Source organism: Paenibacillus hemerocallicola (assembly GCF_006265175.1).
Classification (GTDB): Bacteria; Bacillota; Bacilli; order Paenibacillales; family NBRC-103111; genus Paenibacillus_AB; species Paenibacillus_AB hemerocallicola.
The window spans coordinates 32717-59403 of record NZ_VDCQ01000043.1; the positions used below are offsets into that span (position 1 = coordinate 32717).

At 55.0% G+C, this 26687-nt stretch carries 22 protein-coding genes, 1 pseudogene and 1 riboswitch; of the genes and pseudogenes, 14 read left to right on the forward strand and 9 right to left on the reverse strand.

Annotated features, from left to right (window positions below; all coding sequences use genetic code 11):
- Positions 1–39: 39 nt before the first annotated feature.
- Together FE784_RS25555 and FE784_RS25560 are read right to left on the reverse strand one after the other, a co-directional pair.
- Positions 40–819, reverse strand: a complete 780-nt coding sequence (locus FE784_RS25555; RefSeq protein ID WP_139605098.1) for an OmpA/MotB family protein — start codon at positions 817–819, stop codon at positions 40–42.
- Positions 803–1597, reverse strand: a complete 795-nt coding sequence (locus FE784_RS25560) for a flagellar motor protein (protein WP_139605099.1) — start codon at positions 1595–1597, stop codon at positions 803–805. The genes FE784_RS25555 and FE784_RS25560 overlap by 17 nt, the downstream gene beginning before the upstream one ends.
- A gap of 156 nt (positions 1598–1753) precedes the next feature.
- On the opposite strand from FE784_RS25560, the gene uvrB reads away from it, so the two are divergent.
- The 4 genes from uvrB to FE784_RS42940 all read left to right on the forward strand — a co-directional run bounded on the left by uvrB (position 1754) and on the right by FE784_RS42940 (position 7563).
- On the forward strand, positions 1754–3748 hold the full coding sequence (gene uvrB, locus FE784_RS25565) for an excinuclease ABC subunit UvrB (RefSeq protein WP_139605100.1): 1995 nt from the start codon (positions 1754–1756) through the stop codon (positions 3746–3748).
- Between the two features lie 18 nt (positions 3749–3766).
- Positions 3767–6649, forward strand: a complete 2883-nt coding sequence (uvrA, locus tag FE784_RS25570) for an excinuclease ABC subunit UvrA (protein ID WP_139605101.1) — start codon at positions 3767–3769, stop codon at positions 6647–6649.
- Positions 6650–6921: 272 nt separating this feature from the next.
- Positions 6922–7134: a hypothetical protein gene (locus FE784_RS25575; RefSeq protein ID WP_139605102.1), complete on the forward strand. Its 213-nt coding sequence runs from the start codon at positions 6922–6924 to the stop codon at positions 7132–7134.
- 147 nt (positions 7135–7281) lie between these two features.
- Positions 7282–7563 (forward strand): NAD(P)-binding domain-containing protein, encoded by a 282-nt coding sequence (locus tag FE784_RS42940; RefSeq protein WP_425465570.1) that lies wholly within the window; start codon positions 7282–7284, stop codon positions 7561–7563.
- 484 nt (positions 7564–8047) lie between these two features.
- Here the strand turns inward: FE784_RS42940 and FE784_RS25585 are convergent, their stop codons facing one another.
- The 5 genes from FE784_RS25585 to FE784_RS25605 all read right to left on the reverse strand — a co-directional run bounded on the left by FE784_RS25585 (position 8048) and on the right by FE784_RS25605 (position 14917).
- Complete coding sequence (locus tag FE784_RS25585; protein ID WP_139605103.1) at positions 8048–9196, reverse strand: MBOAT family O-acyltransferase; 1149 nt, start codon at positions 9194–9196, stop codon at positions 8048–8050.
- 107 nt (positions 9197–9303) lie between these two features.
- Entirely contained in the window at positions 9304–10230 is a 927-nt protein-coding gene (locus FE784_RS25590) for a type 2 periplasmic-binding domain-containing protein (RefSeq protein WP_139605104.1), read from the reverse strand.
- Positions 10231–10248: 18 nt separating this feature from the next.
- Positions 10249–11454 (reverse strand): hypothetical protein, encoded by a 1206-nt coding sequence (locus FE784_RS25595; RefSeq protein WP_139605105.1) that lies wholly within the window; start codon positions 11452–11454, stop codon positions 10249–10251.
- Between the two features lie 4 nt (positions 11455–11458).
- On the reverse strand, positions 11459–11710 hold the full coding sequence (locus tag FE784_RS25600; RefSeq protein WP_139605106.1) for an acyl carrier protein: 252 nt from the start codon (positions 11708–11710) through the stop codon (positions 11459–11461).
- Positions 11711–11740: 30 nt separating this feature from the next.
- Positions 11741–14917 (reverse strand): FG-GAP repeat domain-containing protein, encoded by a 3177-nt coding sequence (locus tag FE784_RS25605; RefSeq protein ID WP_246132171.1) that lies wholly within the window; start codon positions 14915–14917, stop codon positions 11741–11743.
- A 211-nt stretch (positions 14918–15128) separates the two neighbouring features.
- Between FE784_RS25605 and FE784_RS25610 the strand changes: the two genes are divergently transcribed.
- The 6 genes from FE784_RS25610 (at position 15129) to FE784_RS25630 (ending at position 20619) form a co-directional block, all read left to right on the forward strand.
- The gene (locus FE784_RS25610; RefSeq protein ID WP_139605107.1) at positions 15129–16112 is read left to right on the forward strand and encodes a PfkB family carbohydrate kinase; all 984 of its coding nucleotides are present in this window, start codon (positions 15129–15131) and stop codon (positions 16110–16112) included.
- Between the two features lie 3 nt (positions 16113–16115).
- Positions 16116–16628, forward strand: coding sequence for a metallophosphoesterase (locus FE784_RS25615; protein WP_139605108.1), 513 nt, complete (start codon positions 16116–16118; stop codon positions 16626–16628).
- Positions 16629–16747: 119 nt separating this feature from the next.
- Positions 16748–16873, forward strand: coding sequence for a hypothetical protein (locus FE784_RS42465; protein ID WP_281287159.1), 126 nt, complete (start codon positions 16748–16750; stop codon positions 16871–16873).
- 131 nt (positions 16874–17004) lie between these two features.
- A complete protein-coding gene (locus FE784_RS25620; protein WP_139605109.1) occupies positions 17005–19539 on the forward strand; it encodes a U32 family peptidase in 2535 nt (844 codons plus the stop codon).
- Between the two features lie 245 nt (positions 19540–19784).
- The gene (locus tag FE784_RS25625; protein ID WP_176706512.1) at positions 19785–20231 is read left to right on the forward strand and encodes an ATP-binding protein; all 447 of its coding nucleotides are present in this window, start codon (positions 19785–19787) and stop codon (positions 20229–20231) included.
- Positions 20232–20247: 16 nt separating this feature from the next.
- Positions 20248–20619, forward strand: a complete 372-nt coding sequence (locus FE784_RS25630; protein ID WP_139605111.1) for an STAS domain-containing protein — start codon at positions 20248–20250, stop codon at positions 20617–20619.
- Positions 20620–20716: 97 nt separating this feature from the next.
- Here the strand turns inward: FE784_RS25630 and FE784_RS25635 are convergent, their stop codons facing one another.
- Entirely contained in the window at positions 20717–21145 is a 429-nt protein-coding gene (locus tag FE784_RS25635) for a MarR family winged helix-turn-helix transcriptional regulator (RefSeq protein ID WP_139605112.1), read from the reverse strand.
- 229 nt (positions 21146–21374) lie between these two features.
- On the opposite strand from FE784_RS25635, the pseudogene FE784_RS25640 reads away from it, so the two are divergent.
- A pseudogene (locus FE784_RS25640) lies at positions 21375–22258 on the forward strand (MFS transporter).
- Between the two features lie 96 nt (positions 22259–22354).
- Here FE784_RS25640 and FE784_RS25645 read toward each other — a convergent pair.
- Entirely contained in the window at positions 22355–22567 is a 213-nt protein-coding gene (locus FE784_RS25645) for a helix-turn-helix domain-containing protein (RefSeq protein ID WP_139605113.1), read from the reverse strand.
- 149 nt (positions 22568–22716) lie between these two features.
- On the opposite strand from FE784_RS25645, the gene FE784_RS25650 reads away from it, so the two are divergent.
- From FE784_RS25650 to metE, 3 genes are all read left to right on the forward strand, one after another.
- Positions 22717–22995, forward strand: a complete 279-nt coding sequence (locus FE784_RS25650) for a hypothetical protein (protein WP_139605114.1) — start codon at positions 22717–22719, stop codon at positions 22993–22995.
- A 430-nt stretch (positions 22996–23425) separates the two neighbouring features.
- Positions 23426–23548 (forward strand): hypothetical protein, encoded by a 123-nt coding sequence (locus FE784_RS42470; RefSeq protein WP_281287160.1) that lies wholly within the window; start codon positions 23426–23428, stop codon positions 23546–23548.
- Positions 23549–23964: 416 nt separating this feature from the next.
- Positions 23965–24155, forward strand: a riboswitch (cobalamin riboswitch).
- Between the two features lie 158 nt (positions 24156–24313).
- Entirely contained in the window at positions 24314–26605 is a 2292-nt protein-coding gene (metE, locus tag FE784_RS25655; protein WP_139605115.1) for a 5-methyltetrahydropteroyltriglutamate--homocysteine S-methyltransferase, read from the forward strand.
- Positions 26606–26687 lie beyond the last annotated feature (82 nt).

Consider the following 26687-nt stretch of genomic DNA (forward strand, 5'->3'; position numbering starts at 1 on the left):
AAAAGAAAAAAACCGTATCGACGAAGCGATACGGTACGGCTAATTTCCATTTGTGTCGCCCCGGAGCACGACGATTTCGACGCGGCGGTTTTTTTGCCGGTTCGTATCGGAATCGTTAGGAGAGACCGGCTTCGTATCTGCATAAGCTGAAGAAATAAACGTACCGGGCTGCAAATTGGCCGAATTGACGAAATACCGGATTACCGAGACGGACCTGGCTTGGGACAGTCCCCAGTTATCTTGAAATAGCGAACCTGCGGCGAGCGGCAAATCGTCCGTGTGGCCTTCGATGCTTACCTTGGCGTTAAGCTTTGGAAAAAGACTGGCGAGCTTCTCCAGAACCGGATAGGCGCCCTGCTTCAGGTCGGCTTTGCCGAGGTCGAACAGGAACAAGTCGTTAAGCGTAATCGCAATACCTCTTGAAGTATCGCTTGCGGAAACTTGTCCCTCCAGATGCTGCTCGGCGATGTATTGCTGAACGACCTTGAGCAGGTTTTGCAAATTTTGTTCTTTTTGCTCCAAATCCGTACTGGCCGTTTGCACAGGTGGCGCATCCTTTTGCTGATCTTCCCCCGCCGGCGCCTCGCCCGGAATGGCATCGCCCATAATGCCGGTTCCTTTCGGAATGATGGACGGACCGTCGTTGAACTGGACTTGCAGCGCTTTGGACAACGTTTCGTATTTGGCGATATCGACCTTGCTCATGGCGTACATGATAACGAAAAAAATCATGAGCAGCGTGATGAGATCGGCGTAGGTAATCAGCCATCGCTCGCTGCTCGAATGGGAAGAAGCTTGCCGTTTACGTCTCCTCGCCATCGCCGTTCGAGTCCTTTCCGTTCGCCTTCACCGTTTCCAATTGGAGGAACGAGGTCAGCTTTTTCTGGATGAGCTGCGGATTTTCCCCCGCCTGCAAGGCGAGCATGCCCTCAAGCATCATCTCCATCTCCGCGACATGCTCTTCTCCGCGGACTTTGATCTTGTTGGCAACAGGCAAATAAATGACGTTGGCGCTCGCTACGCCGTACAGGGTAGCGGAGAAGGCGACGGCGATCGCTGCGGCGAGCGTCTCCGGCTCGGATAAATTGCTAAGCACGTGGATGAGTCCCATGACGGTACCGATGATGCCCATCGTCGGGGCATAGCCGCCGGCCGCTTCGAATATTTTGGCGTAGCCGTTATACAGCTTTTCTTTCGCGTCGATCTCCACCTCGAGAATTTGGCGGAGCTGGTCCGGATCCGTGCCGTCTACTACCATTTGCAGCCCGTCGCGCAGAAAACCGTCCGGATGCTGCTGCGCGCGGTCCTCGAGGGCCAGCACCCCTTCGCGGCGGGCTACCATCGCCATATCGACGAGCTCCGCGATCAGCGCTTCGGGGTCGGTCTTTTTCTCCCGGAACGCCAGACGGAGAGCCTTCGGAATTTGCTTCAGCTGCGATTTCGGAAAACTGACGACGACCGCCCCGATCGTTCCTCCGAACACGATGATGGCCGCACTGAATACGAGCAGCCCGCTAATATGGCCGCCGTCGAGAAGAAAGCCGCCGACCAGCGCGAGCAGGCCGAGCGCTATGCCGAGTATTGTAGTCAAATCCATACGTTCAGACCCACGCCCTTTGTTTGAAAATTTGCAACAATTCGGGAAAAGAGGTATAATAATGAGAACAAACATTCGGCAATCTTCATGTCATACCATATATCGGCAAGAGTCAAATGAACCAATAGAGTCAAAAGACCCAGTGAGGTATAAACGATGAGCGATATCGTGCTTCAAAACAAGCCGTTCCAATTAGTGTCGGAATTCAAGCCCCAGGGCGACCAGCCGCGGGCGATCGGCGAGCTCGTGCACGGAATAAACGAAGGGAAACGGTATCAGACGCTGCTCGGGGCAACCGGAACGGGTAAGACGTTTACGGCGGCCCAGGTTATCGCGCAGCTGAACAGGCCGACGCTTGTCATCGCGCACAACAAGACATTGGCGGCTCAGCTGTGCAGCGAGTTCCAGGAGTTTTTTCCCAATAACGCCGTGTCGTATTTTGTCAGCTACTACGACTACTTCCAGCCGGAAGCGTACATTCCCTCGAGCGACACTTACATCGAGAAGGATTCCAGCATTAACGAAGAAATCGACAAGCTCCGCCACTCCGCCACCAGCTCGCTGTTCGAACGGAGAGACGTCATCATCGTTGCCAGCGTTTCGTGCATATACGGCCTCGGTTCCCCGATCGAATACCGGAATTTGGTGCTCTCGCTGCGCACGGGAATGGAGCGTCCGCGCAATGAAATTCTTCACAAGCTGGTCGATATCCAGTATAAGCGCAACGATTTGAACTTCGTTCGCGGTACGTTTCGCGTTCGCGGCGACGTGATCGAAATTTTCCCGGCCTCGCGGGGAGAGCAGGCGGTGCGCGTCGAGCTGTTCGGAGACGAGATTGAACGCATTACCGAAATCGACGTGTTGACCGGCGAAATTATCGGGGAGCGCGACCATATCGCCATTTTTCCGGCCTCTCACTTCGTCACGCACGAGGATACGATGAAGGTCGCTCTTGTCGATATCGAGCGCGAGCTGGAGGAGCGATTGGCCGAGCTGCGCTCCCAGGGGAAGCTGCTGGAGGCGCAGAGGCTGGAGCAGCGTACCCGTTACGATCTGGAAATGATGCACGAGATGGGGTTTTGCTCCGGAATCGAGAACTACTCGGGTCCGCTCACATTCCGCGAGCGGGGAGCGACTCCCTATACGCTCTTCGACTATTTCCCCGACGATATGCTCGTCATCGCCGACGAATCCCATGTAACGCTCCCGCAAATCCGCGGCATGTACAATGGCGACCGGGCGCGGAAGGAAGTGCTCGTGGAGCACGGCTTCCGACTGCCGTCGGCACTGGATAACCGGCCGCTGCGATTCGAGGAATTCGAGAAAAAGGTGAGCCAAGCGATTTTTGTTTCCGCTACGCCGGGTCCTTTCGAAATCGAGCACTGCCCTGTAATGGTGGAACAAATTATACGTCCTACGGGCCTTCTCGATCCGATTATCGAGGTGCGTCCGACCAAGGGGCAGATCGACGACATGATCGGCGAGATCAACGATCGGATCGCCAAAGACGAGAGAGTGCTCGTTACGACGCTCACGAAAAAAATGTCCGAGGATTTGACCGATTATTTGAAGGAGCTCGGCATCAAGGTGCGCTATTTGCACTCGGATATAAAGACGCTGGAGCGGATGCAGCTGCTGCGCGATTTGCGTCTCGGAACGTATCATGTGCTCGTAGGGATCAATTTGCTGCGCGAAGGCTTGGACTTGCCGGAAGTATCGCTCGTAGCGATTCTCGACGCGGACAAGGAGGGGTTCCTGCGCGCGGAGCGGTCGCTGATCCAGACGATCGGCCGGGCGGCCCGGAATGCGAACGGCCGGGTTATTATGTACGGAGACAAACGGACCGATTCGATGGAGAAAGCCATTCGCGAGACCGAGCGGCGGCGCGCGGTCCAGATCGCCTTCAACGAGAAGCACGGCATTACGCCGCAGACGGTACAGAAGCGGGTACGCGACGTCATCGAGGCCACGAAGGTAGCCGAGCAGAAGGCCGACTATTTGACCGATATCAAGTCCGAGAAAATGTCGAAGAAGGACCGCGCTTCGGTGATCGAACGGTTGGAGGCGGAGATGAAGGAAGCGGCCAAAAATTTGCAGTTCGAACGGGCGGCCGAGCTTCGCGACGCGATATTGGAACTGAAGGCGCAGTAAAGGAAAGGATGATCCGAATTGGCACAAGATCGTATTGTGATCAAAGGAGCGCGAGCTCATAATCTTAAAAATGTAGACGTGACGATTCCACGCGACAAGTTCGTCGTTCTGACCGGGCTAAGCGGCTCGGGCAAATCGTCGCTTGCTTTCGATACGATTTATGCGGAAGGACAGCGGCGTTATGTCGAGTCGCTGTCCGCATACGCACGGCAATTTCTCGGACAGATGGATAAGCCTGACGTCGATTCGATCGAGGGGCTGTCGCCGGCCATCTCCATCGACCAGAAGACGACAAGCCGCAATCCGCGTTCAACGGTCGGGACGGTAACGGAAATATACGATTATCTCCGTCTTATGTTCGCGAGAATCGGGCGGCCGCATTGTCCGGACCACGGGATCGAAATAACGGCCCAATCCGTGGAGCAGATGGTCGACCGGATCATGGAGTACCCGGAGCGGACGAAGCTGCAAATTTTGGCGCCGATCGTATCAGGACGCAAGGGAGAGCATACGAAGCTGCTGGCGGATATCCAGAAGCAAGGCTTCGTACGCGTTCGCGTGAATGGCGAGGTGCGCGATTTATCCGAGAAAATCGAGTTGGAGAAAAACAAAAAGCATTCGATCGAAGTGGTTGTCGACCGGATCGTCGTAAAGAACGACATTCACGCGCGTCTGGCCGATTCCCTGGAGACGGCCTTGAAGCTGTCGGACGGACGCGTAATCGTCGATGTGATGGATCAAGAGGAGCTGCTGTTCAGCCAGAAGCTCGCTTGTCCGGAATGCGGCTTCAGCATCGAGGAATTGGCGCCCCGCATGTTCTCGTTCAACAGTCCGTTCGGAGCATGCCCGGAATGCGACGGCTTGGGCGCGAAAATGATCGTTGACCCGGACCTGCTCGTGCCGAATTCGGCTCTGACGATCGAAGACGGTGCATTCGAAGCGTGGGCGGGAAGCACGTCGAACTACTACCCGCAATTTTTGGCCGCCGTTTGCGAGCATTACGATATACCGAAGAACGTTCCCGTATCCGAGCTTGATGCGGATCATATGAAGAAAATATTGTACGGTACCGGCGGGGAAAAGATCAAATTCCGTTACGAGAACGACTTCGGGTTTACGAAGGAGGCACTCGTCCCGTTCGAGGGAATCGTGCGCAACCTGGAGCGGCGTTACCGGGAGACCGGATCAGACGGCATCCGGGAGCATATCGAGCAATATATGAGCGCGAAGCCGTGCCAAGGCTGTAAAGGACATAGGCTGAAGCGGGAAAGCTTGGCCGTCACGATCGCCGGCCAAAACATGGCTTACGTTACCCGTCTATCGATCGGAGAAGCGGCGAGCTTCTTCGAGTCGTTGGAGCTGAGCGAGAAAGAACGGACGATCGCCAATCTCGTTCTGAAGGAAATCGAAGCCCGACTCGGGTTTCTCGTAAACGTAGGGCTGGACTATTTGTCGCTCAATCGTTCGGCCGGAACGTTGTCCGGCGGCGAAGCGCAGCGGATCAGGCTTGCTACCCAGATCGGCTCCAGCTTGATGGGCGTTCTATATATTTTGGACGAGCCCAGCATCGGGCTGCACCAAAGGGATAACGACCGGCTAATCCAGACGTTGGAGCATATGCGCAACTTGGGCAACACGCTTATTGTCGTCGAGCATGACGAGGATACGATGCTGGCTGCCGACTACATTATCGATATAGGGCCGGGAGCGGGCATACATGGCGGACAAGTAGTCGCGCAAGGGACTCCCGAAGAGATTATGAAAGATCCGAACTCGTTGACCGGTCAATATTTGAGCGGCAAGAAGTTCATTCCTATACCGAGCCCGAGACGCAAACCGAACGGCAAATGGCTTGAAGTCAAAGGGGCGAAGGAAAACAATTTACGCGGCGTGAACGTCAAAATTCCGCTCGGCGTTTTCAGCTGCGTCACCGGAGTATCCGGCTCCGGCAAAAGCACGCTGATCAACGATATTTTGTATAAGGCGCTTGCCCGCGATTTGCAGAAAGCCAAGACGCGTCCCGGGGAGCATAAGGAGATAGCGGGGCTGCAGCATATCGAGAAGGTGATCGATATCGATCAGTCGCCGATCGGCAGAACGCCGCGTTCCAATCCGGCTACTTATACCGGCCTGTTCGACGATATTCGCGACGTCTATTCCAACACGACGGAAGCGAAGGTCCGAGGCTATAAGAAAGGCCGATTCAGCTTCAACGTGAAAGGCGGACGGTGCGAATCGTGCCGCGGGGACGGCATCATCAAGATCGAAATGCACTTCTTGCCCGACGTGTACGTGCCGTGCGAAGTATGCAAAGGGAAACGGTACAATCGCGAAACGTTGGACATCAAGTATAAAGGAAAAAGCATCGCGGAAGTGTTGGAGCTTACAATCGAAGACGGCTGCGAGTTTTTCCAGAACATTCCGCGAATTCACCGGAAGCTGCAGACGCTGCTTGATGTCGGCCTCGGTTACATGAAGCTCGGTCAACCTGCAACGACATTGTCCGGGGGAGAGGCGCAGCGGGTGAAGCTGGCCGCCGAGCTGTACCGGCGCAGCACCGGCAAGACGATATACATTTTGGACGAGCCGACGACGGGACTTCATATTGACGACATCGACCGGCTGCTGACGGTGCTGCACCGTTTGGTAGATAGCGGAGAAACGGTACTCGTCATCGAGCACAATCTGGACGTGATCAAGACGGCAGACTACTTGATCGATCTGGGACCGGAAGGCGGGAACCGGGGCGGTACGATCGTTGCGGTCGGCTCTCCGGAGGAAGTGGTCCAAGTAGCCGAATCTTATACGGGCAAATATCTGAAACCGATCTTGGAACGAGACCGGGTAAGGACCGAGCAGCAGCGGGACGCTGCAAAGCTGCAAGAAAACGCCGTCGTATAGAGCCGGGTAGCGAGTGGCACCCATAGGTGAGGAATGCTGCATTCCGGTCCTGTGGGTGTTTTTTCTCGGCATGCGAGGTGTTATAAATAGTAGAAGAGATGGACATCTTATACATGCAGGATCAAATGTCCGATTTATTCCTATCGGCACGTTGGGGAAATGGTGACAAACTTGTTAACAATACAGAATTTGCTTGCAACGATTGACCGGGCAGGATAACATAGATGAAGATGAGAATTTTGTGATGTTTAACCTTAAGGAGGTCCCAAGCTATGTTTTTGGCAGATGAAGCTGCTGCGGCAAGTGCATCCAACTTCCACACATTCGACCTTTTCATGATTTTGTTTACGATCCTTTTGATCGTCGCCGTGGTGAGATTGGTCGGCGCAAAGGTAAAAAATAAATTCGCGATCGGATTTGCCGCGTTCAGTCTATTCGTGTTTATCGTATTGGACATCTTTATGGTACAAGGATGGATGGGTTAAACATAACGTAGTCATACCGACAGAGGTTCGTAGTTAAAATCGATAGGCAGAGTACCAGCTACCGTGTTGCAAGAAACCGGTAGTTTTTTGTTTTTCCAATTTAGTGCGGCAATACGTTAGGGTGAGGGGTTCAATACAATAGCGCCCATTCCGAGCAATGCAATCTCCGAGGCGGTTAGTAATCGAAACATGGTTTATTTGGACACCCCGATAAGAGGCGGCACTGTAAGCGCCAAGGAAGGGTCATTGATTGTAAAGCTCGGAGGGGACCCGTCGGCATGCGAAAAAGTAAAGGATATGCTTCGCGCGATAAGCAATTCCATTTACCATAATCGGCCCTTCCCGGTGGCTTGTATCCAGTATAAACAATCGGCGAACAGTGAACGGCAGGCCCTTCAGCTAACTGGAAATGATGAGACTGTTGAATAAGTCAAAAGAGAGGTTTGTCATACAAAAAGAGGTGGGGGAAATGTGCGGAAAGCGAAGCGGTTGACTTTAAAATCGTGTTGTAACCGCTAAAATCTTAAAAACAACACGATGTTAACGGATGTGGAGCGCATTCCCCCACCTCTTGTCTCCGGCGCTTCCTCTCTTTGCAGACTTTTTCAACAGCCTCAAATGATGCAGGTAAATTCAGGTCTTAGGCGATTTCTGACGAAATAACTGGAAAACATACCGTTAAATCACCACGAAACCGCCGAATGATCGAAACCGCCCGAAAATAACTGGACTTTTTACAGTAAGCAATGGCTGACTGTAGGCTACCCGATAAATAACAGCCTATTTTACAGCTGCTCGACATCACTGAGTGTCCAAGGACCGAGGCAATTGTGAAAAGACCTGCAGGCGATTATCGCCTGCAGGTCTTTTCCGTCTCCAAATAAACAGACGCCGAACCCCGGATATTTCGGCCTCAAAACTGAAGCAACCCTTTATAAATACGCAGCACCACGTCCGAATTCCCGCTATATACGATGACAGCCGCCGTCACCAGCAGTTGGGTGCATATGCAGCGGAAAAAGAAATAGCCGGACGACACCTTTTTCCGGTTAACGAGAGACAGCTTCATTAAGCTTTCCAGTGCCATCAGGATGCCGTGGTAGAGCCCCCAGAGCAAGTACAGCCACGAGAAGCCATGCCATAGTCCGATGCATACCATGATCAGGATCGACAATCCGGCAGCCGCGCCGCGGGATGAATATTTGCGCGAGAAAATCATGAAAATATGGTCCCGGAACCAGTCGCCGAGCGTAGCGTGCCAATTGCGCCAATATTGGGTGAGCGTAGGGGACAGGAACGGCTGTTTGAAGTTTTCCGGAATCGTATAGCCCATCAGCCGGCCGAAGCCGATCGCGATATCGGAATAACCGGAGAAATCGAAATAAATGAGCGCATAAAACCATACCATCAGAAACAAGCTGTGGTAAAAACGAAGATCGTGCCCGAGCACGTCCTGAAACACGACGGTCATGCCTGCGACTAGCACGACTTTCTTGAACAAGCCCAATATGATGCGCTTGATTCCGGCTGCGAAATCGGCTGCGGATACGGCATAAGGCTTCTTGGAATCGGCGATGAAGTCGCGGAACTTCAGGATCGGTCCCGAGGTGAACGTCGGGATGAACAGCAAGTAGTTGACGAAGTCCAGAAACGGCGCTTTGCCGTCCTTGCCTACGTAATAAGCGAAATAGTAGGCGTCGATCACTTTCAGAACCGTGTAAATAAGACCGAATAAGTAGATCGCGTCGAAAAGCGGATGCTCGAATATGTGCATCCCGAACAGCCGGAGCGAGGCGACGGCGGCCACATTGAGCACGATCGCGGTACCGAACAGCAGTCTCCGTCCTTTGGGAGCGTAGCACATCCATACGTATCCCGCGTAGTTGACGAGTACGTACACGGCCGAGAAAAGGAACAGCTTGCGGCTGAACAAGTACAGGAAGCATAGGTTGAACAAGAGCACGAGTATTCGTTTGTTGTGCGGCCATCGCCGAGTTAAGCTGAGCACGAAGACCATGCCGAGCAGGGCGGCCAAAGCGTGCAGGTTCAACAAATAAGACATGAGCGGGCTCCTTTGGGAATGGACGGTCGATCAAAAGCCTTCATAAATAAACAGCCCTTTGCCCGTAAAGCAAACGGCCACAAGAGCGAGCATGATCGCGTAGACGATCACTTCCCCGACTTTTCGAAGGAACGCAGCCATCGGTCCACCTCCGACGTAAATTTGGGCGCGCCCGTCTCCCGGTTCAAGTGGACGAGGTCGTGAAATTCGTCCGGCTTGAAGACGTCGGATAAGTCCAGGACGGGTATGCCGTTCGATTGCAAAGTACCGCCTACGCGTTCCTTGAGCTGCTTCCAGTAGGCCGGCTGCGGATAAGCGGTGTCCGGATTGAGCGGCATCCATACGACTTTAAGTGGCAGCGCGCGATCGTTCGCATAACGGATTACCCAGTCGAGCGCATCGAGATTGTCGGCCATATCCCCTAGCTGCATCCAGCTGTAATTGGCTTCGTAGCGTTCCCAGTCCTTCTTCAGCTGTTCGGCCGGTTCGCGCCCGAAGTACAGCTCCTTGTCGATCCAGCGGGGCTCGTACGTGCCGAAATCGAGTTCCCTCCGGAGCAGTCCGGCCCAAGCGTTGCGGATCCACTCCCCGCCCGCATCCTGGAAATAGTCGCGATAGTGGAATATATACGGGCTGTACCACGGCCTGGACCAAGGGAAACGGGGATCCGTCTGCATCCGGTCCAGCATCGTATGCACGTCGATGCCGATGACGAGCTGCTCTTGGAAGTCATATAAGCCGCGCTTCATGATTGCCCGCAGATCGGTAATTTTGCCGTACGACATGCCCATTTCCACCAGCGGCAGCTGCGCCTTGTCTTCCATATACGCACCGGTAACGGCCGAGTTGCCAAAAAAAACGGGACCGGACCGATCCCACTGATGATGAAACAACGTTTTCGTAAAATCGTCTTTCTCGAACCGCCGGGAGTTCGTCATCGGGTCCAGCCGAGCGACGAATACGTCAATCAGCAGGAACGCGACGACGAGCAGCAGCACGAATCCGTTCTTTCTCACATAGCTCAAAAGTTTCACGCGAATCACTCGTTATCTTTATTTGGATTGCCAAGCGCGGTACTGCTCGCGGAACGACACGGGCCAGCCTTCCTCGTTCAAGCCGAATTGGGCAAGGAACGCGAATACCCACCGCTCGAGCCCGAAGCCGACGCAGCCGGTAGTGGCCGGCCGTTTGCCGATCTTGATATCGAACGCGGTACCGAAGGCGGTGCTGTGAAAGTTGACGGAGCTGCAGGCGATCGATTTGTTGATGTAAGGGATGGTCAGCCGCATTTCATACTTCATTTCCTGATTGCGCTGGAACGAGGCCTTCACTTGAAAATCGTTCGTGAAGAACGGGTCGTTCGCGTTCTCGATCAGGCAGTCGATTTCCCATTCGCGGGCCAGCGTCTTCAGATGCTCTACCGCTTTCAGCCGGCTCTCGCGGACGAACTCCGGTTTGCCGACGAAAATGATTTCGCGCATGCTGAAGTCGAGCAAGCGGCCGAAGTCGGTATGGTTTTTCGATTCGTAACGGTGGCATTTGGCCACCGCGGTCGCGACGATGCCGTCTCCCTCGAGCGACTCTCCCTGCAGCCCTTCATAGCAATGATAGCACGTAGACGGATTCATCGCGAAGCGGGGCTTGGGCATATTCCGATTCAAATCGAGCGGAGCGTCGGCTTTCCAGCCGCCGGATTGCCGGATCGATTCGGAGAACGATTCGATGACGTCCAGATCGTCCCTCAGATGGCTCAAGAAATGAAGGTGCTCCGGGAACGAGGTGAAATGATTCGTCTTATCGAGCGTAGACAAATGGATGACGGCCGGATACGACTCCTCTTTGGCCCCGAAGGCGTTCGCGATCCGCTGCACGAACGTGTCGTCGAAGAAGCGCAGCAAGCTCGAGAACGGTTCGCGGAATATGAACAGACCCGGCTCCAGCACCTTGATCGTCTTGGCCTCGACCAGATCCGCGATAATATCGCCTCGGTATGGCATCGTGCCCCTGTTCTCGAACAGAATATGCTCTTTAAAGCCGAAGTCGCCCTTGGAAAACCGTTCGATCAGCCGCTGGACGCCGGCTGCGATCTTGTCCCCGCCGTCCGGATCGTGGTGGGTGATCGTTATCGTGCCATTCTCCAGTCGTATGTCGTCAATATGCTCGCTTACGAACGCCGAGGCGTATTTGAGCTGTCCATGCTGGTTCGGATCGAGCCGATCCAAGGAAATGACGCAGGTAGTCGCGTTATCGGTATGCATGGCGTTACCTCCCCGTTTTGGCGGCGATAAAGGAGGATATCTCCGTTATCGTGTTGAGCGGATACAGCATCAAATCCTGATTCGTTACTTGAATGCCGTACGTTTTCTCGATATGCGCGATCAAGGCGGTCGCTCCGATCGAATCGATGAAGCCATAATCGAACAAATGGACATCGGTGGTGAAATCGTCATCGTTCTCTTCGATTTCGTAGCGCTCCCGGATATGGCGCTCCAGTTCCAGCATAATGTCTTCCATCGTCAAGTCTCCTTCTAAAAGTCTGGTATGTCAATCGCTCGGCATCGTAACGGTAATGCTCGTCTTGGCCCCGAAATGCGTGACGGTATACAGGTTGTCCTGCGGGTCTTTCTCGATCTTCAGGTCTTGGCCGGTTATGTTCAGCGGCCTAGGGGCGTACAGCTTGACCTGCTGCATGCCGTCGGAGTCGAGCCGGATCGTCCATGCCGTCCCGTTGTCCTCGATGCGGACGGGAACGTTGGAACGGACGATATGGAAAGGCTCGGCGCCCCAGTTGACGGAGACGCTGGTGAGACGGCGCAGGCCGAGACCGACGTACAGCTTGTCCTCTTTTTTTGTAAAGATGGGAGAGTCCGTCGCGAACGGGTAGTCCGCATAGCGTTCGCCCGGCTCGAAGACGACTCCGGCCGTATCTCGGTATTCGCCTGCCATGTCCGGCACTCCGTCCGTATCGGCGGAGATGGAAAGCGTCAAATGCAGCCCTTTGCCGAATTTCGTCTTCAGCCGATCGATCGCATAGACGAGCCAAGGGCGTTCCACCCGGATCTCGCTTTTCATCGTGGCGAGGAACGAGCGGGCCATTTGCGGCTCGGCCATGAAATTGTAGTCGTAGGACGTCCGCAATTCGTCGAAGAAGCGGACGAACGTGGTCATCATATTCCTTTTGTCCGGATCGTCGTATTGGTATTCGATATGCTCGAAATAATCGATCGGCATGTCCAGCATGGCGTACGATTTGTAAATGTCCGACGTACCTTTGTCGCCCGGCTTGTACATAAAGCCCGGGGCATGGAGCAGCATCGACGTCTTCAACCGGCTGTCGTCCAGCAGAAAAGGGAAGCTCCATACGAAGTCTTGGCCCCATTGAGGCTCCGTCGGACTGTCCGACGGCTTGAAGCCGAAGTTGTACCAAATGTCGGCTTCGTTCTCGTTGCGCAGCGTCTGCAGCCGATCGAGCTGATTGATCCGCCATGTATGCTGGTTCGTTCCCGTATGGGTCCACGGTAAGCCTAGCGCGGCGAACGACTTGCGCTGCAGCTGCAATTCCAGCTTCTCCTGCTCGGAGCTGAGAAAGCTGTGCACGTATACGTGCGGAACGATTTCCAGCTTGTTCGTAGCGGCGTAGTCGAGAAATTCCCGCAGTTCCTTCTTGAACGGAAACGCGGGGTCGTCCACCGGAACGGGCTTGCTGTACTGCAGCTGGCCGACGATCAAATCTTCCTTGCCGTCATGGTTCAGATCGGCCCAGAGCGGCACCGAATACTGTCCGCCGACGAGCGCCTTCGAGCCCATCTGATTGTTCGTACGGCCTTCGATCGGCCCTTGCAGCAGCCAGCTCCCGGCGTTTTGGGCGTATACGAGCAAATCCCCTTCGCTGTTGCCAACGACAAGGTCGGGGATTTTGTCTCCGTCCATGTCGCGGATAGCCGGCGCCGCGTAACCGGCTTTTATTTGGAACAGCGGCCGGCCCGGGCCGAACTGCATCGGTTTGCTGGGAATGCCGGCATAGGCCGTAAGACGTCCGTCCGCATCGCCGACGACCAGATCGATCGTCCCGTCCCCGTCCATATCTCCGATAGCGGGAGCCGCATGGGAGCGGGCCCGAATCGGCTGCCCGTCGGACAATAGAGAGACGGGGGAGGCGAAGCCGCCCTTTTTTTGCTGAAGCAGGGCTACGACGTCCCCTTTGGCGCTTCCTATCGCCAGGTCGATCAAGCCGTCACCGTTAAGGTCGGCTGCCGCTACCGTAGAGTAGCCGTCCGTGCGGAATACCTGTCCGTTAGCGAGCTTCAGCTGCTGCGGGGCTCCGAACCCGTCGGGGTGCGAGGTCCCTTCCGGCACCATTTGCGTGGACAATTGTTTCCCCGCGTTCGGATAGTGGTATAAATAACCATCGAAGCTGCCTACGATCAAATCGGGCAGGCCGTCCCCGTTCAAGTCGGCCAGGGCCGGATATGCCCGGTACGGCAGCTCGAGCTTCATCCCGAGCTGGTTTTTGCCGGGATAAAGGCCGACCGTCAGCGGACTGTTCCCGCTGGTGACGAGCGTCCCGCTGGAATAGAACGAGTTCGGGAATTCTCCGACGAATTGCGGCTTCTCCGTAGTTCCCGTATTCAAATGAACCGTAATGCCCTCGTACCAGTGGTGCCAGTCGAACGACGAACGCACGAGCGAGAACGATGGAATCTGGTTGTACGTCTTGAGCTGCTCCGCCCACGCGATGCCTTCCTTATGCTCAATCGCGGGAAGCGCCTCGAAATGGTTCTGGTACGCCATGGCCGGGCGTCCGTAAGGGCCGAACACCTTCTTGAGGCTGTATCCGAGCGTTTCCTTCGATACGTAGGATAAATATTCATTGCGGAACAAATGGTTGGCCGCCGCGAACGAGAAATGAAAGTAAGGCTCTTGCGGCAGTCCGGTCTTGAATTCGAAATATAAAGAGCGTCCCGGCGCATTCAGTCCCATGTCGTGCTTCGTCGCTTTCGTCGGAAAGCCTTTGGCCGAATCCATTCCGCTTTGCAGATCGAACCCGGTAATGAAATACCGGTTCGGCAAAAACGTGCTTGCCGATAGTACGGTGCCCAGCCCGTACCGGTTGACCGCGTACAGCGCCTGTCCGTTCATCGATACGAGAGGCTCGGCCGTGGAAGGGACGATCGCTTGCCCCCAATCGAACCCGGGCATCATATCGGTCATGTCGGTTATGTATCCGTGGGCGGTAAAGTTGTCCGCAAACTGCTTGAATACGTTTTGCAAGCCTTGCAAATTTCCGCGTACTTGCGGGTAATCGAATATCGGCTTGGCCGAGCCTTTGACTGGCTCGAGGGCGGATGCGCCGAGCAGCTGCGCGGGCAAGTCATTCAGCAGGTCGTTCTCTACGAACAAGTGGCCGCCTTGGCTCACATACGCTTCCAGATCGGGTATGGCTTCCCGCAGCACGGGCGATTGCTTGAGCGAAACGTCCAAATAAACGGCATCGTAAGATTGAAGCCGTTTCGCATCGAGCTTGTCGAGAGAAAGCCGGCTCACGTCGGCATTGGCTACAATCGCTTGTTGGAAATTCAGATAAGCCGCCCGGTCGTAAGCATCCCCCCCGCTGGCGTACAGCAGCCGCACCCGCTCCTGCCTGTGGCTGAATACGAGCGCGAACACCGCGACGAGCAGCAGGAGCCCGACGAACCAGGCCGCTTTTTTGCGCAATGACAAGGCAATCCCTCAAAACTTGTAGAATAGTCGTTCCGTAATGTTGAAATAAATCGCCAATCGGCTTAAGGACTAGTGTCATTATAGCATTTCATGCTTGCTTGTTAAACATTTGACGATCGGCGGAAGGAGAAAGTTGCCGATCCGACTCCACTTTTGTCGATACATCCGATATAATTCGAGGCAAGACTTCCGTTTGGAGGAGGAAACACGCATGGAAAAAAATACAGTGGTTTGCTTGGGAGAGCTTTTGATAGATTTTGTGCCGCAATCGAACGGGCTGCCTTTGTCGCAAGTCGACACGTTTCACAGAGCGGCCGGCGGCGCTCCGGCGAACGTGGCTGCCGCGGTGGCGAAGCTCGGAGGGAAGTCGCGGTTTATCGGGAAGGTCGGCCGCGATCCGTTCGGGGAATTTTTGCGCACGGCGTTGGAGGAGGCAGGCGTCGAGCCGGCTCTTACCATTACGGACGATGCCCGGACCGGGCTTGCTTTCGTATCGTTGAGGGAAGACGGAGAACGCGATTTCGTGTTTTTCCGCAGCCCGGCGGCGGATATGCTGCTGCGCAAGGAGGATGTGGAAGATAAATGGCTTCGCGATGCGGCCATCTTTCACTTCGGCTCGGTGTCGCTCATAGCGGAGCCGTGCAGGACGGCGACGCTGGATGCGGCCAGACGGGCAAGAGCGTACGGGGCGCTCGTCTCTTACGATCCGAACGTCAGACTGCCGTTATGGACGAATGCGGACTTTGCCCGCCGGACGATACTCGATCAGCTGCCGTTTGCCGACTTGGTCAAAGTAAGCGAGGACGAGATCGGGTTTCTGTACGGCGGAGCCGGCATCGAGGAGGGAGCGCGGCTGATGCTCGGGCTCGGGCCGCGGTGCGTCGTAGTGACGCTGGGCGCAGCAGGCTGCCGCGTATTCACGCAGACGGGCGATGTAACCGTTCCCGGCGTATCGGTCGAGGCGGTCGATACGACCGGAGCGGGCGACGGCTTTGTCGGCGGGCTGCTCTGGAAGCTGGCGAACGCGCATATCGATGCGTCCGGGTTGGATGAGACGCTCGCCGAACCGGCTTTCGCCGTCGAGGCTCTCCGTTTCGCCAATGCGGTCGGGGCGCTCGCGACGACGAAGCGCGGTGCTATTCCTGCTCTGCCCGCGCGGAGCGAGGTCGAACGCAAGCTGAGCGGGGAGGCGTAACGGATGGCCGACGTTTTCTTTATATCCGACCATCATTTCGGGCATAAGCACATTATCGATTTCGAGTCGAGACCGTTCGGCAGCACGGAGGAAATGACCGAGACGATGATCGCGAAATGGAACGCGGCCGTCGGCAAGGACGATGTCGTCTTTCATTTGGGCGATTTTTCCTTCCTCAATAAGGAGAAAACGAGCGCCATACTGGGACGGTTGAACGGAACGAAAACGTTGATCATGGGCAATCACGACAGGGGACGCTCGCGGACTTGGTGGCTCGATGCGGGTTTCGAGCAGGTGAGCGAATACCCGATCGTGTACGGCGGTTTTTTCCTGCTGTCGCACGAGCCGATGTATATGAACAAGCACATGCCGTATGTGAATATCCACGGACACATCCACGGGCAAAAGTACGAGGGCAATCAGTATTTCAACGTAAGCGTGGAGCATTGGGACTACACGCCCGTATCGTTCGGGGAGATCAAGAAAAGGGTCGTCCCGAGCGAGGAGCATGGATAGTCTATCGTGCATATGAGGGTTATAGAGCGATCGGTTCCCTATTCGGGAGCTTGATCGCTTTTTATGCTGCGGCCTATTGTAACGGGCACGCCGATTGACCGCCGGTTACCCGGGGGCGATTGCTTCGTTCGACGGATCTGGCCGACGCCAGAAAATGCGACGGGACGTCCGTCGAACGGCTGGACGGGCTGCGTGTCGCTTACCGGGACACGAATTTGGTCGGGCTTCTCGTCAAAGCTTTCTAAACAATCCGACGAGCTTGCGCATAAAATCGATCCAAATTGCTCCGATGGCGTTGCTGCCCCCTTTTCTGGTACACTATAAGGATAAGGGGGCGGTCGGAACCGCTCCATGCAAGCTATTGGAGGAACGAATCATGCGCGAAGACATTCGCATCGAACATATCGAGCTGTTGGCTCCTGCCGGCGATTGGGACTGCATGCGGGCAGCCGTCGCCAACGGGGCCGACGCCGTCTTTTTCGGCGTGGACAAATTCAACGCCCGCGTACGGGCGAAAAACTTTACGATGGACGAGCTGCCGGACATTATGTCGTTTTTGCACCTGTACGGGGTAAAAGGGTTCGTCACGTTCAACATTCTCGTGTTCGAGGAGGAGCTGAACGACGCCAAACGTCTGATCGAGGCTTGCATCGACGCCGGAGTCGATGCGGTCATCGTCCAGGACCTCGGACTGGTGAAGCTGATCCGGGACATATCTCCGGATTTCCCGATTCACGGCTCGACGCAAATGACGATCACCTCCCCGGAGGCGGTCGAATTTACGAAGCCGTTCGATATCGAACGGGTCGTACTCGGACGCGAGAACAATTTGAAGCAAATCAAGCAAATCGGCGACCAGGCGAAGCTTCCGATGGAAGTGTTCGTACACGGGGCGCTGTGCGTTTCCTATTCGGGCCAATGCTTGACTTCGGAAATGTGGGGCGGCCGTTCGGCCAACCGCGGGGAATGCGCGCAAGCATGTCGGCTGCCTTACGATCTCATGGTCGACGGCGTGCAGAAGCCGATGGGAGATGTCGCCTACTTGCTGTCGCCCAAAGATTTGGCCGCTCTGGAGCTTGTGCCGGAGCTGATCGAGGCCGGAGTGACCTCGTTCAAAATCGAGGGCCGGCTGAAGTCGCCGGAATATGTGGCCAACGTTGTCGGCAAATACCGTAAGGCGATCGACAGCTACTTTGCCGGACGCGACCCGCAGCCGACGAAGGAGGAGCTGCGCGAGCTGCAGCAAAGCTTCTCGCGCGGCTTCACGTACGGTTTTCTCAAAGGAACGAACAATAAACAGCTGGTCGAAGGAACCTTTCCGAAAAGCCGCGGCGTATTCCTCGGGCGCGTGAAGCAGCTGCTGCGCGACGGCGTCTTGTGCGAGCTGGAAGCGCCGCTGAAGCGCGGGGACGGCATCGTGTTCGATGCAGGCGATCCTACGAAGCCGGAGGAAGGCGGACGGGTATACGACATCCGGCGCAAAGGGCAGAAGCTCGAGGGCGAGGCGGCGGGCGGATTGATCGAAATCGTGCCCGGACGCAACGATGTCGACTTGAAGCGGGTGCGCGTAGGGGACCGGATTTGGAAAACGAGCGATCCGCATTTGGACAAGAAGCTGCGGCAAACGTTCGAGACGGACAAGCCGTACCGCGTATTTCCGATAAACGTCAAAGTTGCGGGACGGCTCGGACAGCCGCTGCAATCCGTATGGACGGACGAGCTGACGGGGCATTCCGTGGAAGTTCGGTCGGAGCTGGGTCTCGTGCAGGCGGAGAAAAGACCGATGGACCGGGCGCTGTTCGAGGAGCAGTTCGGACGGCTCGGGGGGACTACTTGCGCCCTGAACGGCCTGGAGCTCGACCTGGAAGGGTCGCTCATTATCCCGATGAGGGAGCTCAACCAGATGCGCCGTCTTGCGGTCGAGCAGTTGGAGAAGGCTCGCCAGCAGCCGCGCAAATATAGGAAGCGTAGTGTAGATGTGTATGAGGATGCGCACCGCCAAGTACCGGCCGGAATATTCTCCTCCGATGCAGGGGGCGATCGTCCGCAACAGCCGCATCTCATCGCGTTATGCCGCAATCTGGAGCAGGTGAAGGCGGTATTGACGACCGAAGTGGAATGGATCTACGCCGACTTCGAGTTCATCAAGCAGTTCCCGGCGGCGATGGAGGCGGTGCGGGCGGCAGGCCGGAAGATCGCTTTGGCTACACCTCGCATCCATATGCCCGGAGAAACCGGCTACTTCAAAAACATGCTCAATCTTCGTCCGGACGCCATGCTCGTAAGGAACACCGGCGCGATGTATTACTTCATGAAGCACCGGGCGGAGAGCAAGGACGGTTACCGGCCGGAGCTGATCGGCGACTTCTCGCTTAACGCGGTCAATCATAAGACTGTCGAGCTGTTCGTCGATGCGGGCTGCAGCCGGGTAACGCCTTCTTACGACCTGAACATCCAGCAAATGGTCGATATGCTGAGAAGGACCGATCCGTCGACTCTGGAGATCGTCATTCATCAGCATTTGCCGATGTTCCACACCGAGCATTGCGTCTATTGCACGTTCCTGAGCGAAGGGACGAATTACACGAACTGCGGGCGCCCTTGCGAGGATCACCGCGTTTCGCTGCAGGATCGAATCGGCATGTCCCATCCGGTCCGTGTCGACGAAGGCTGCCGCAATACGGTGTATAATGCGATCGAGCAATCCGGCGCGGAATATTTGCCGCAGTTCCGGGAGCTGGGCGTAACCTCCTACAGGGTCGAGTTTCTGGAGGAGTCGCCGGACCAAGTGCGCGAGGTGCTCGATCTGTACAGCCGTGCGCTGCAAGGCGCGATCAGCGGCACGAGCGTGTGGCGCGCTTTGAAAGCGACGAACCAGCTCGGCGTTACGCGGGGGCAGTTGGTCAAATGAACGGTTGGAGGAAGAGTGGCTTAGGCCTCTCTTCTTTTTTTTGATTCCATTCCGAGTCGAGAGGGGAACCCCTTTCTGCTGCCGAATTCATAGATACCCCAAGGGAGTGGCGGTGATTTTTAGCTGTGACCCTATAGCGATACTCAAGCTTCTGCTGCAAAAGGGGTGAAGGACAGTTGTATTTGCGAAGATGGGGGAGCAAGAACCGGCAATGTGTTCAAGAAAGGATGAAAGAGGGTGTAAAGATGAGTGAGAAATGGTTGATCGGAACAGAATGGAGCATCCCGAGCGAGTTCGGGCGGGAGAAACGGATTTCCGCCAACATCGCGAAGCTTTCGGGTACCTCCAGCCTATTCGGCGACCGTTTGGACGATATGATTACGACAGTCACCGAGGCTTGTCTAAATGCGCTGGAGCACGGCAACAAGCTGGACGGGCGCCTGCAGGTGCGAGTACGGGTACAAGTTTCGGATTCCAGAACCGTATACCGCATTTTCGACTGCGGGTCGGGCTTCGACTATGCGCAATGGGAGGAAAAGCGGCTCGCGGCTATGGTAGCCGGAAATAAGCTGCAAGAGGACAATCCTCGCGGATGGGGGCTGAAGCTGATCCTGTCGCTTGCGGATCGGGTCCGTTTCGGAAGCGAAGCGGGTGCATTTTATACGGAAATCGAATTTGGATATGACAAATAGAAGGGAGTCGTCTCGCATGGATACTCATTTTCAAGTTCGGCTGCGGTCATTCGAACGCGGGATCATTCTCGATATGAACGGCGACATGACCAGGCAAGCCGAGGAAGAGATGCTCGGACAGCGATCGTGGGAAACCGGCTTGGGGGCGTCGGGACCGTATTTGATTTTGAATTTCACGCACGTTCCATATATTAATAGCGCCGGTATCGCCGTTCTGATCCGTATCGTCAGGGCTGGCATGAAGGGCGGGTTCCGGACGTTCGCATACGGCATATCGCCGCATTTTCAGAAATTGTTCCGGATGGTCGGGTTGACCGACTATTTGATGATTTACCCTGACGAATATGCCGTTCTGCAACGGATCGAGAGCCTGGAGGCAAGCCCGTAAACGGGTCGGGGATGCATGCGATGGTACCTTAGCAATATGTGCAGCCTGCGTATAGTAGTATAGCGCGGGTTTCTTCGCATGGGCGGCAGATGTGCTCTTATTCGTCGATAAACGTGCGGTTCAGCTTGGCCAGCAGCTGTCCGAGCATCCGGCATTCCTCTTCCGACCAGTCGTGGAACAGCTTAGAGAAACGGACCAATCTGGCCTGCTTGGTCTCTTGGAGCTCCTGCATGCCCAGCTCCGTAATTTGAAAGTTGCTTGCTCTGCCGTCTGTAGGATCGGGCAGACGTTGAATATATCCTTTGGTTTCCAAAACGGCCGTCTGTCTGCTGACGGTCGAGATATCGAGGCGGAATTGCTCGGACAATGCCTTGACACCGATCGGACCGTGGGCGGACAACTGAGTCAGCAGCAAGTAGGCCGAGCGCTCCAACGTGCCCAGTTTTTTGTCCGTAGCTGCCGCGGTTGCTCTTCGAACGAGTGTGGCCAGTTCCAAATCGATGTCCTCCAAACGTTTTTGCTCCATCGTTCCCATCCTTTCGCATTCGTCTCCTATGTGCTACTTTACTTGATTGTCCGATTCCGGATCAACCTCGTGCGGGAATCTTGCCCGATTGATAGAAAGGAGATAAGTTGTATAATACAATTGCATTATAGTTGTATTGTGCAACTATGTAAAGGCGACTCGCTCCGCCGAGGTTAACCGGACTGCACCAATCGGCCATACATTCAAGTAAATCGGGAGGTTCAAGTATATGTCATCCGCACCATCCGTCAATGTTCAGGAGCTTCGGAAACGATCCGGCACTTTCAGCCAACCGCTCGCCGTATGGGCTGTAGCTTTTGCCTGCGTCATTTCTTTTATGGGAATAGGCCTGGTCGGTCCGATATTGTCGGCGATAGCCAAGAAAATGAACGCGACTCCGAGCCAAGTATCGCTCCTGTTCACGAGCTATAATCTTGTAACCGGCATAGCCATGCTTATTACCGGTTTTGTGTCCAGCCGTCTCGGGACGAAATGGACGTTAATCGTCGGCATTGCGTTGATTATTATGTTCTCGGCCTTCGCGGGCAACTCCGATACGATCAACTCGATCGTGTGGCTGCGAGGAGGCTGGGGACTGGGCAACTCGCTCTTTCTTGCGACAGCTCTGTCCGCCATCGTCGGTTTGTCTGCGTCGGGGACGGCCAAGGCCATTATCTTTTATGAGGCTGCGCTCGGACTCGGTATCGCCGTCGGTCCGTTGTTGGGCGGCGAGCTCGGTTCGATTTCCTGGCGCGGGCCGTTTTTCGGCGTCAGCATTCTGATGGGAGCCGCCTTTCTGTTCCTGTCACACCGGCGACGATTATTGCATGCGTCGTAATCTCCGGCATTTTCCTCGGCATTAACAACACGCTGATAACGACAGCGGTTATGGAGTCGGCCCCGGTCGAGCGATCGGTCGCTTCTGCGGCTTACAGCTTCGTTCGGTTTATGGGAGGCGCGATTTCGCCTTGGTTGGCCGGAAAGCTCGCCGAATGGTACAGCCCGAGAGTTCCTTTCTACTTCGGCGCATTTATGGTTTTATTGGGCGTTGCGTTCGTCTTGGCCAGACGCAAGCATTTGGCCGGCATTGATGCGGCGGTAGCGCATCATTAAGTGGGGTTAAAATTGAAAAAGCAAACCTATGCGGCAAAACTGGCCGTTAGGTTTGCTTTTTTACTGTACTAACAAATCAATCCAAGCAGTATCCAGCTACAATTTGATATTGGGCGTTCGTCGTTCCTTCCACTCATCAATCTCACGAGGATCGATCCCCAGTATCTCGCATATATGCAGAGCGATTGTTACAGTCGGAACACTTAACCCATGTTCAATGTTTTGATAATGCTTTAAAGATACACTAATTATACGACTTAATTGTTCTTGAGAAACGCCTGCCTGTTTTCGTGCGTCAACAAGTCTCACCAATTTTAAACCCCTTCTGAGGGTGATCTATACTTAATTGTAGACAGTTTGAGAAAAATATGTAACAAATTATACTTGGCTAATTATAGGTTATGAATTATAATACCTAATATACAATAATAACTTGATCCAGTATCGGAGTGTGTCCGGTGAGCGATATTCGCGAGGCATTTCACAAGCTCATTCTCGATCAGACGATCGTACACGGTAAGCTGTTGGCCATACGGGTTCCCGATTACGATGATTTGATGCGAGACATTAACCGATTGTTTGCCGAATTGAAAAATATGCTGCCGGATGAGGGCGAAGAGATGTGGTTCGAATACGAGGAGAAGATGAATCACCTGCACAGCTTGGCGGAAGCGTTTCTGTACGAGCAAGGGTTGAAGGACGGATTTGTTTTGAGCCAAATGCTGCTCGAGAGGTAGCCTCTTTTTCTAACAAGACAGCATCGGTGCCAGTTGTGGCGCTGCATTACGCGGCGGCGGGTCAGAGAAATACGCTACTGTATAAGCTAAATGGAAAAACTACATCAAAAAACGGATTTTTAATGGTTACGTTTGTTTTTAATGGAAAACATGCAGGTAATCAAGTATTCACCACCCGATCAGCCGAAATGGAGCGAATTTAGATGCATGTTTTCCAGTTAAGGTATCTCCTCAACCGGTTTGGCCAAATTTACCTGTATCTTTTCCATTTAGCGGTCGAGCCATAAATGTAGAAGAGAAGTAGTGCGGATTAACGCAGAATAACTAACGAAGTACGTGTATAAGAGAAGAACTGCAGGATCCCTTACACCGTTGGCTGCTTTTCATGGACAAGAAGTTGCCTGCCGATCAATTGAAGGAGCTGATACAAATGGGCCCTGTCATTGGGAAAACCGAAGAGCGGCTGGAATGGTTGAGCAGCGACGAGGAGACGATCCGCCTGTACGAGGCAAGGGAACATTCGTTGATCGAGCGGAACAGTCTCATAGCCTAGGGAGAAGCTAGAGGAGAAGCTAGAGGGGAAGCAAAGGGAGAAGCAAAAGCAAAAGGAAAAGTGGCGCTTTCCATGCTTCGCAAAGGAATGGATATTGCCCTGATCGCGGAAGTGACGGGGTTATCGGAAGCGGAGATTCGTCGATTGTCCGAGAGCAAGGCGGATTGAGGATCGATCGGATGGCCGTCGGGACGCAAGCTCCCGGCGGTTTTTCATCGGCTTTACACGTAGACCGATAGTCATCCTTCAACCCGGCTACCGCCTTTTGACGATGGGCCATCGATGAAAAATGGATCGAGCAAGATCGGCATGCGATCCGCTCCAATATTTACGAGGCTATAAGTCAGTATTCCGATAAGGTTTGCACATCTTGCCATTGTGTTGTATGATCCATGTGTAAGTGTGCAACCCGATAACCGAATATCGTGGGAATGGGTGCGCCGGCCGAGGCCGGTGCTTAAAAGGGAAGATCGGTGCAATACCGACGCGGTCCCGCCACTGTAACGGAGTAGTTGTCAGCTTAGGAAGCCACTGGTCGAACGACCGGGAAGGCTGCTGACGGCGATGATTCCGGAGCCAGGAGACCTGCCTGTTCTGACAGCACTGCTTCACCTACGGGAGATAGGGAGGTGTTAAAGATCGCGTCCGCCAATTGTACAAATGAGGGGCATCTTTTACCTATGCTTTTTTCCGGGTAAAAGATGTCTTTTTTGCGTCCGCATGCAAGAGAAACGTAGAGAAAGCTAGAATAACAGGAGGATGGATATGAACGGGATAAGCAGCAGCTCGCTCGGCTATCCGCGTATCGGAGCGGACCGGGAATGGAAGAAGGCGTTGGAATCGTTCTGGGCAGGCAAGACGAATGAGACCGATCTTGCCGCGCAATTGGAACAAATCCGGCTAAAGCATCTGAAGGTACAGCAGGAGAAAGGAATCGACCTCATTCCGGTAAACGATTTTACGTTATACGACCATGTGCTCGATATGGCGGTCCAATTCGGCGTCGTCCCGGCCCGTTTCGGCCATAAGGGCGGTCCGGTTCCGGTCGCGACCTATTTCGCCATGGCAAGGGGCATCCAAGGGGCGACCGCGTGCGAGATGACGAAATGGTTCAATACGAACTACCATTACATCGTGCCCGAGCTGAATGGGGTCACCCCGTCGCTCGTCGAGAATCGCGCGCTTCAAGCCTATCGGGAAGCGAAGGAGAAGCTGGGTATTGAAGGCAAGCCTGTCGTGCTCGGACTCTATACGTTCCTGAAGCTGTCCAAAGGCTATCGGGCCGACGATCTTGACGCTCTGGTCGAACAGTATCTCCCTCCTTTCGTCCAGCTGCTGAGCGAACTGGAGCAGGCAGGCGTCGAGTGGGTGCAAATCGACGAGCCGATCTTGGCGGTATCGCTGCCCAAATCCGAGATGAAACGTGTCGCCGCGATTTACGAGGCGGTACGCAGGGCCGTTCCGGACCTGAAAATCATGCTTCAGACCTATTTCGACAGCGTGGAGCATTACGAAGAAACCGTTAGCTTGCCGGTCGACGGGATCGGTCTGGACTTTGTGCACGGCTATGACCGCAATCTTTCCCACATATCCCGATTCGGCTTCCCTGCGGACAAGAAGCTGGGTGCGGGCGTGATCGACGGAAGGAACATTTGGCGGGCGGACCTCGGCGCGAAGCTGGAGCTGATCGAAAGCTTGACGGCCCATGTCCCGCAAGACCGCATCGTCGTGCAGCCTTCCTGCAGCCTACTTCATGTTCCCGTATCGACGAGCCGCGAGAAGGAATTGGATCCGGTATTGAGACAATCGCTCGCCTATGCGGAAGAGAAGCTGGAGGAGATTGTTCTCCTCGTTCGAGCGCTGCGTGAAGGCAAAGAAGCGGTTGCCGAGCCGCTACAGGCTTCACGGCGGGCGCTGGAGGGGCTTCAGGCTCACCCGGGCCGCGTATCGGCCAAAGTACGCGAGGCCTACGCCGCCGCTTCGGGCTCCGAGCCCGAGCGGAGCAAGCCGTTCGCGGAGCGCCGCTATACCCAGCAAGAGCGCTGGAAGCTGCCTTTGCTGCCCACCACTACGATCGGCAGCTTCCCTCAGACGGCAGAAGTCCGGCAAGCCCGGCGCAAATGGCGTTCCGCCGAATGGAACGACGAGCAGTACGAATCGTTCGTTCGCGAACAGATCGACCTGTGGACGAAAAGGCAGGAGCAGATCGGGCTCGACGTGCTTGTTCATGGAGAATTCGAGAGGACCGACATGGTCGAATTTTTCGGAGAGAAGCTGAACGGCTTCGCCTTTACTTCGAACGGCTGGGTGCAATCGTACGGTTCGCGCTGCGTGAAGCCTCCGGTTATTTACGGCGATGTCGAGCACGTCCGGCCGATGACCGTCTCGGAGACCGTGTATGCGCAATCGCTGACGTCCAAGCCCGTCAAGGGAATGTTGACAGGTCCGATTACGATACTCAACTGGTCGTTCGTCCGCGACGATCTGCCGAGGGAACAGGTAGCGGGGCAGATCGCCTTGGCGCTGCGCGAGGAAGTGGAGCTGCTGGAGCGCTCCGGCATCGGCATGATCCAAGTCGACGAGCCGGCGCTCCGCGAAGGGCTGCCGCTCAAGGACGAGGACGGTCCCGCTTATTTGGAGTGGGCGGTCCGCGCATTTAAGCTGGCTACCTCGACGGTAGGGGAATCGACGCAAATTCATACCCATATGTGCTACTGCGAATTCCATGACATGATCGATTCCATCCGGGCCCTGGATGCCGACGTCATCTCTTTGGAGACGTCGCGCAGCCACGGAGAAATGATCCCGGCGATCGAGCGGGAAACATACGAGCTCGGCATCGGCTTGGGCGTCTATGACATTCACAGCCCGCGGGTTCCGCCGGTGGAGGAAATGGTGAATATTATCGATAGCGCGTTGAAGGTGCTGGAGCCCGAATTGTTCTGGGTCAATCCGGATTGCGGATTGAAGACTCGCGGAGTTGACGAGACGGTAGCCTCGTTAACCAACATGGTCGAAGCGGCCCGGGTCGTCAGAGAGCGATTGGCGGTACAATAAAATCGGTAACGGTTGACAAGCGAGTCCCGAGGATCCCATAATAAGTGGGGTCCTTTTTTTTCCAACGGAAGCCGTTTGTCCG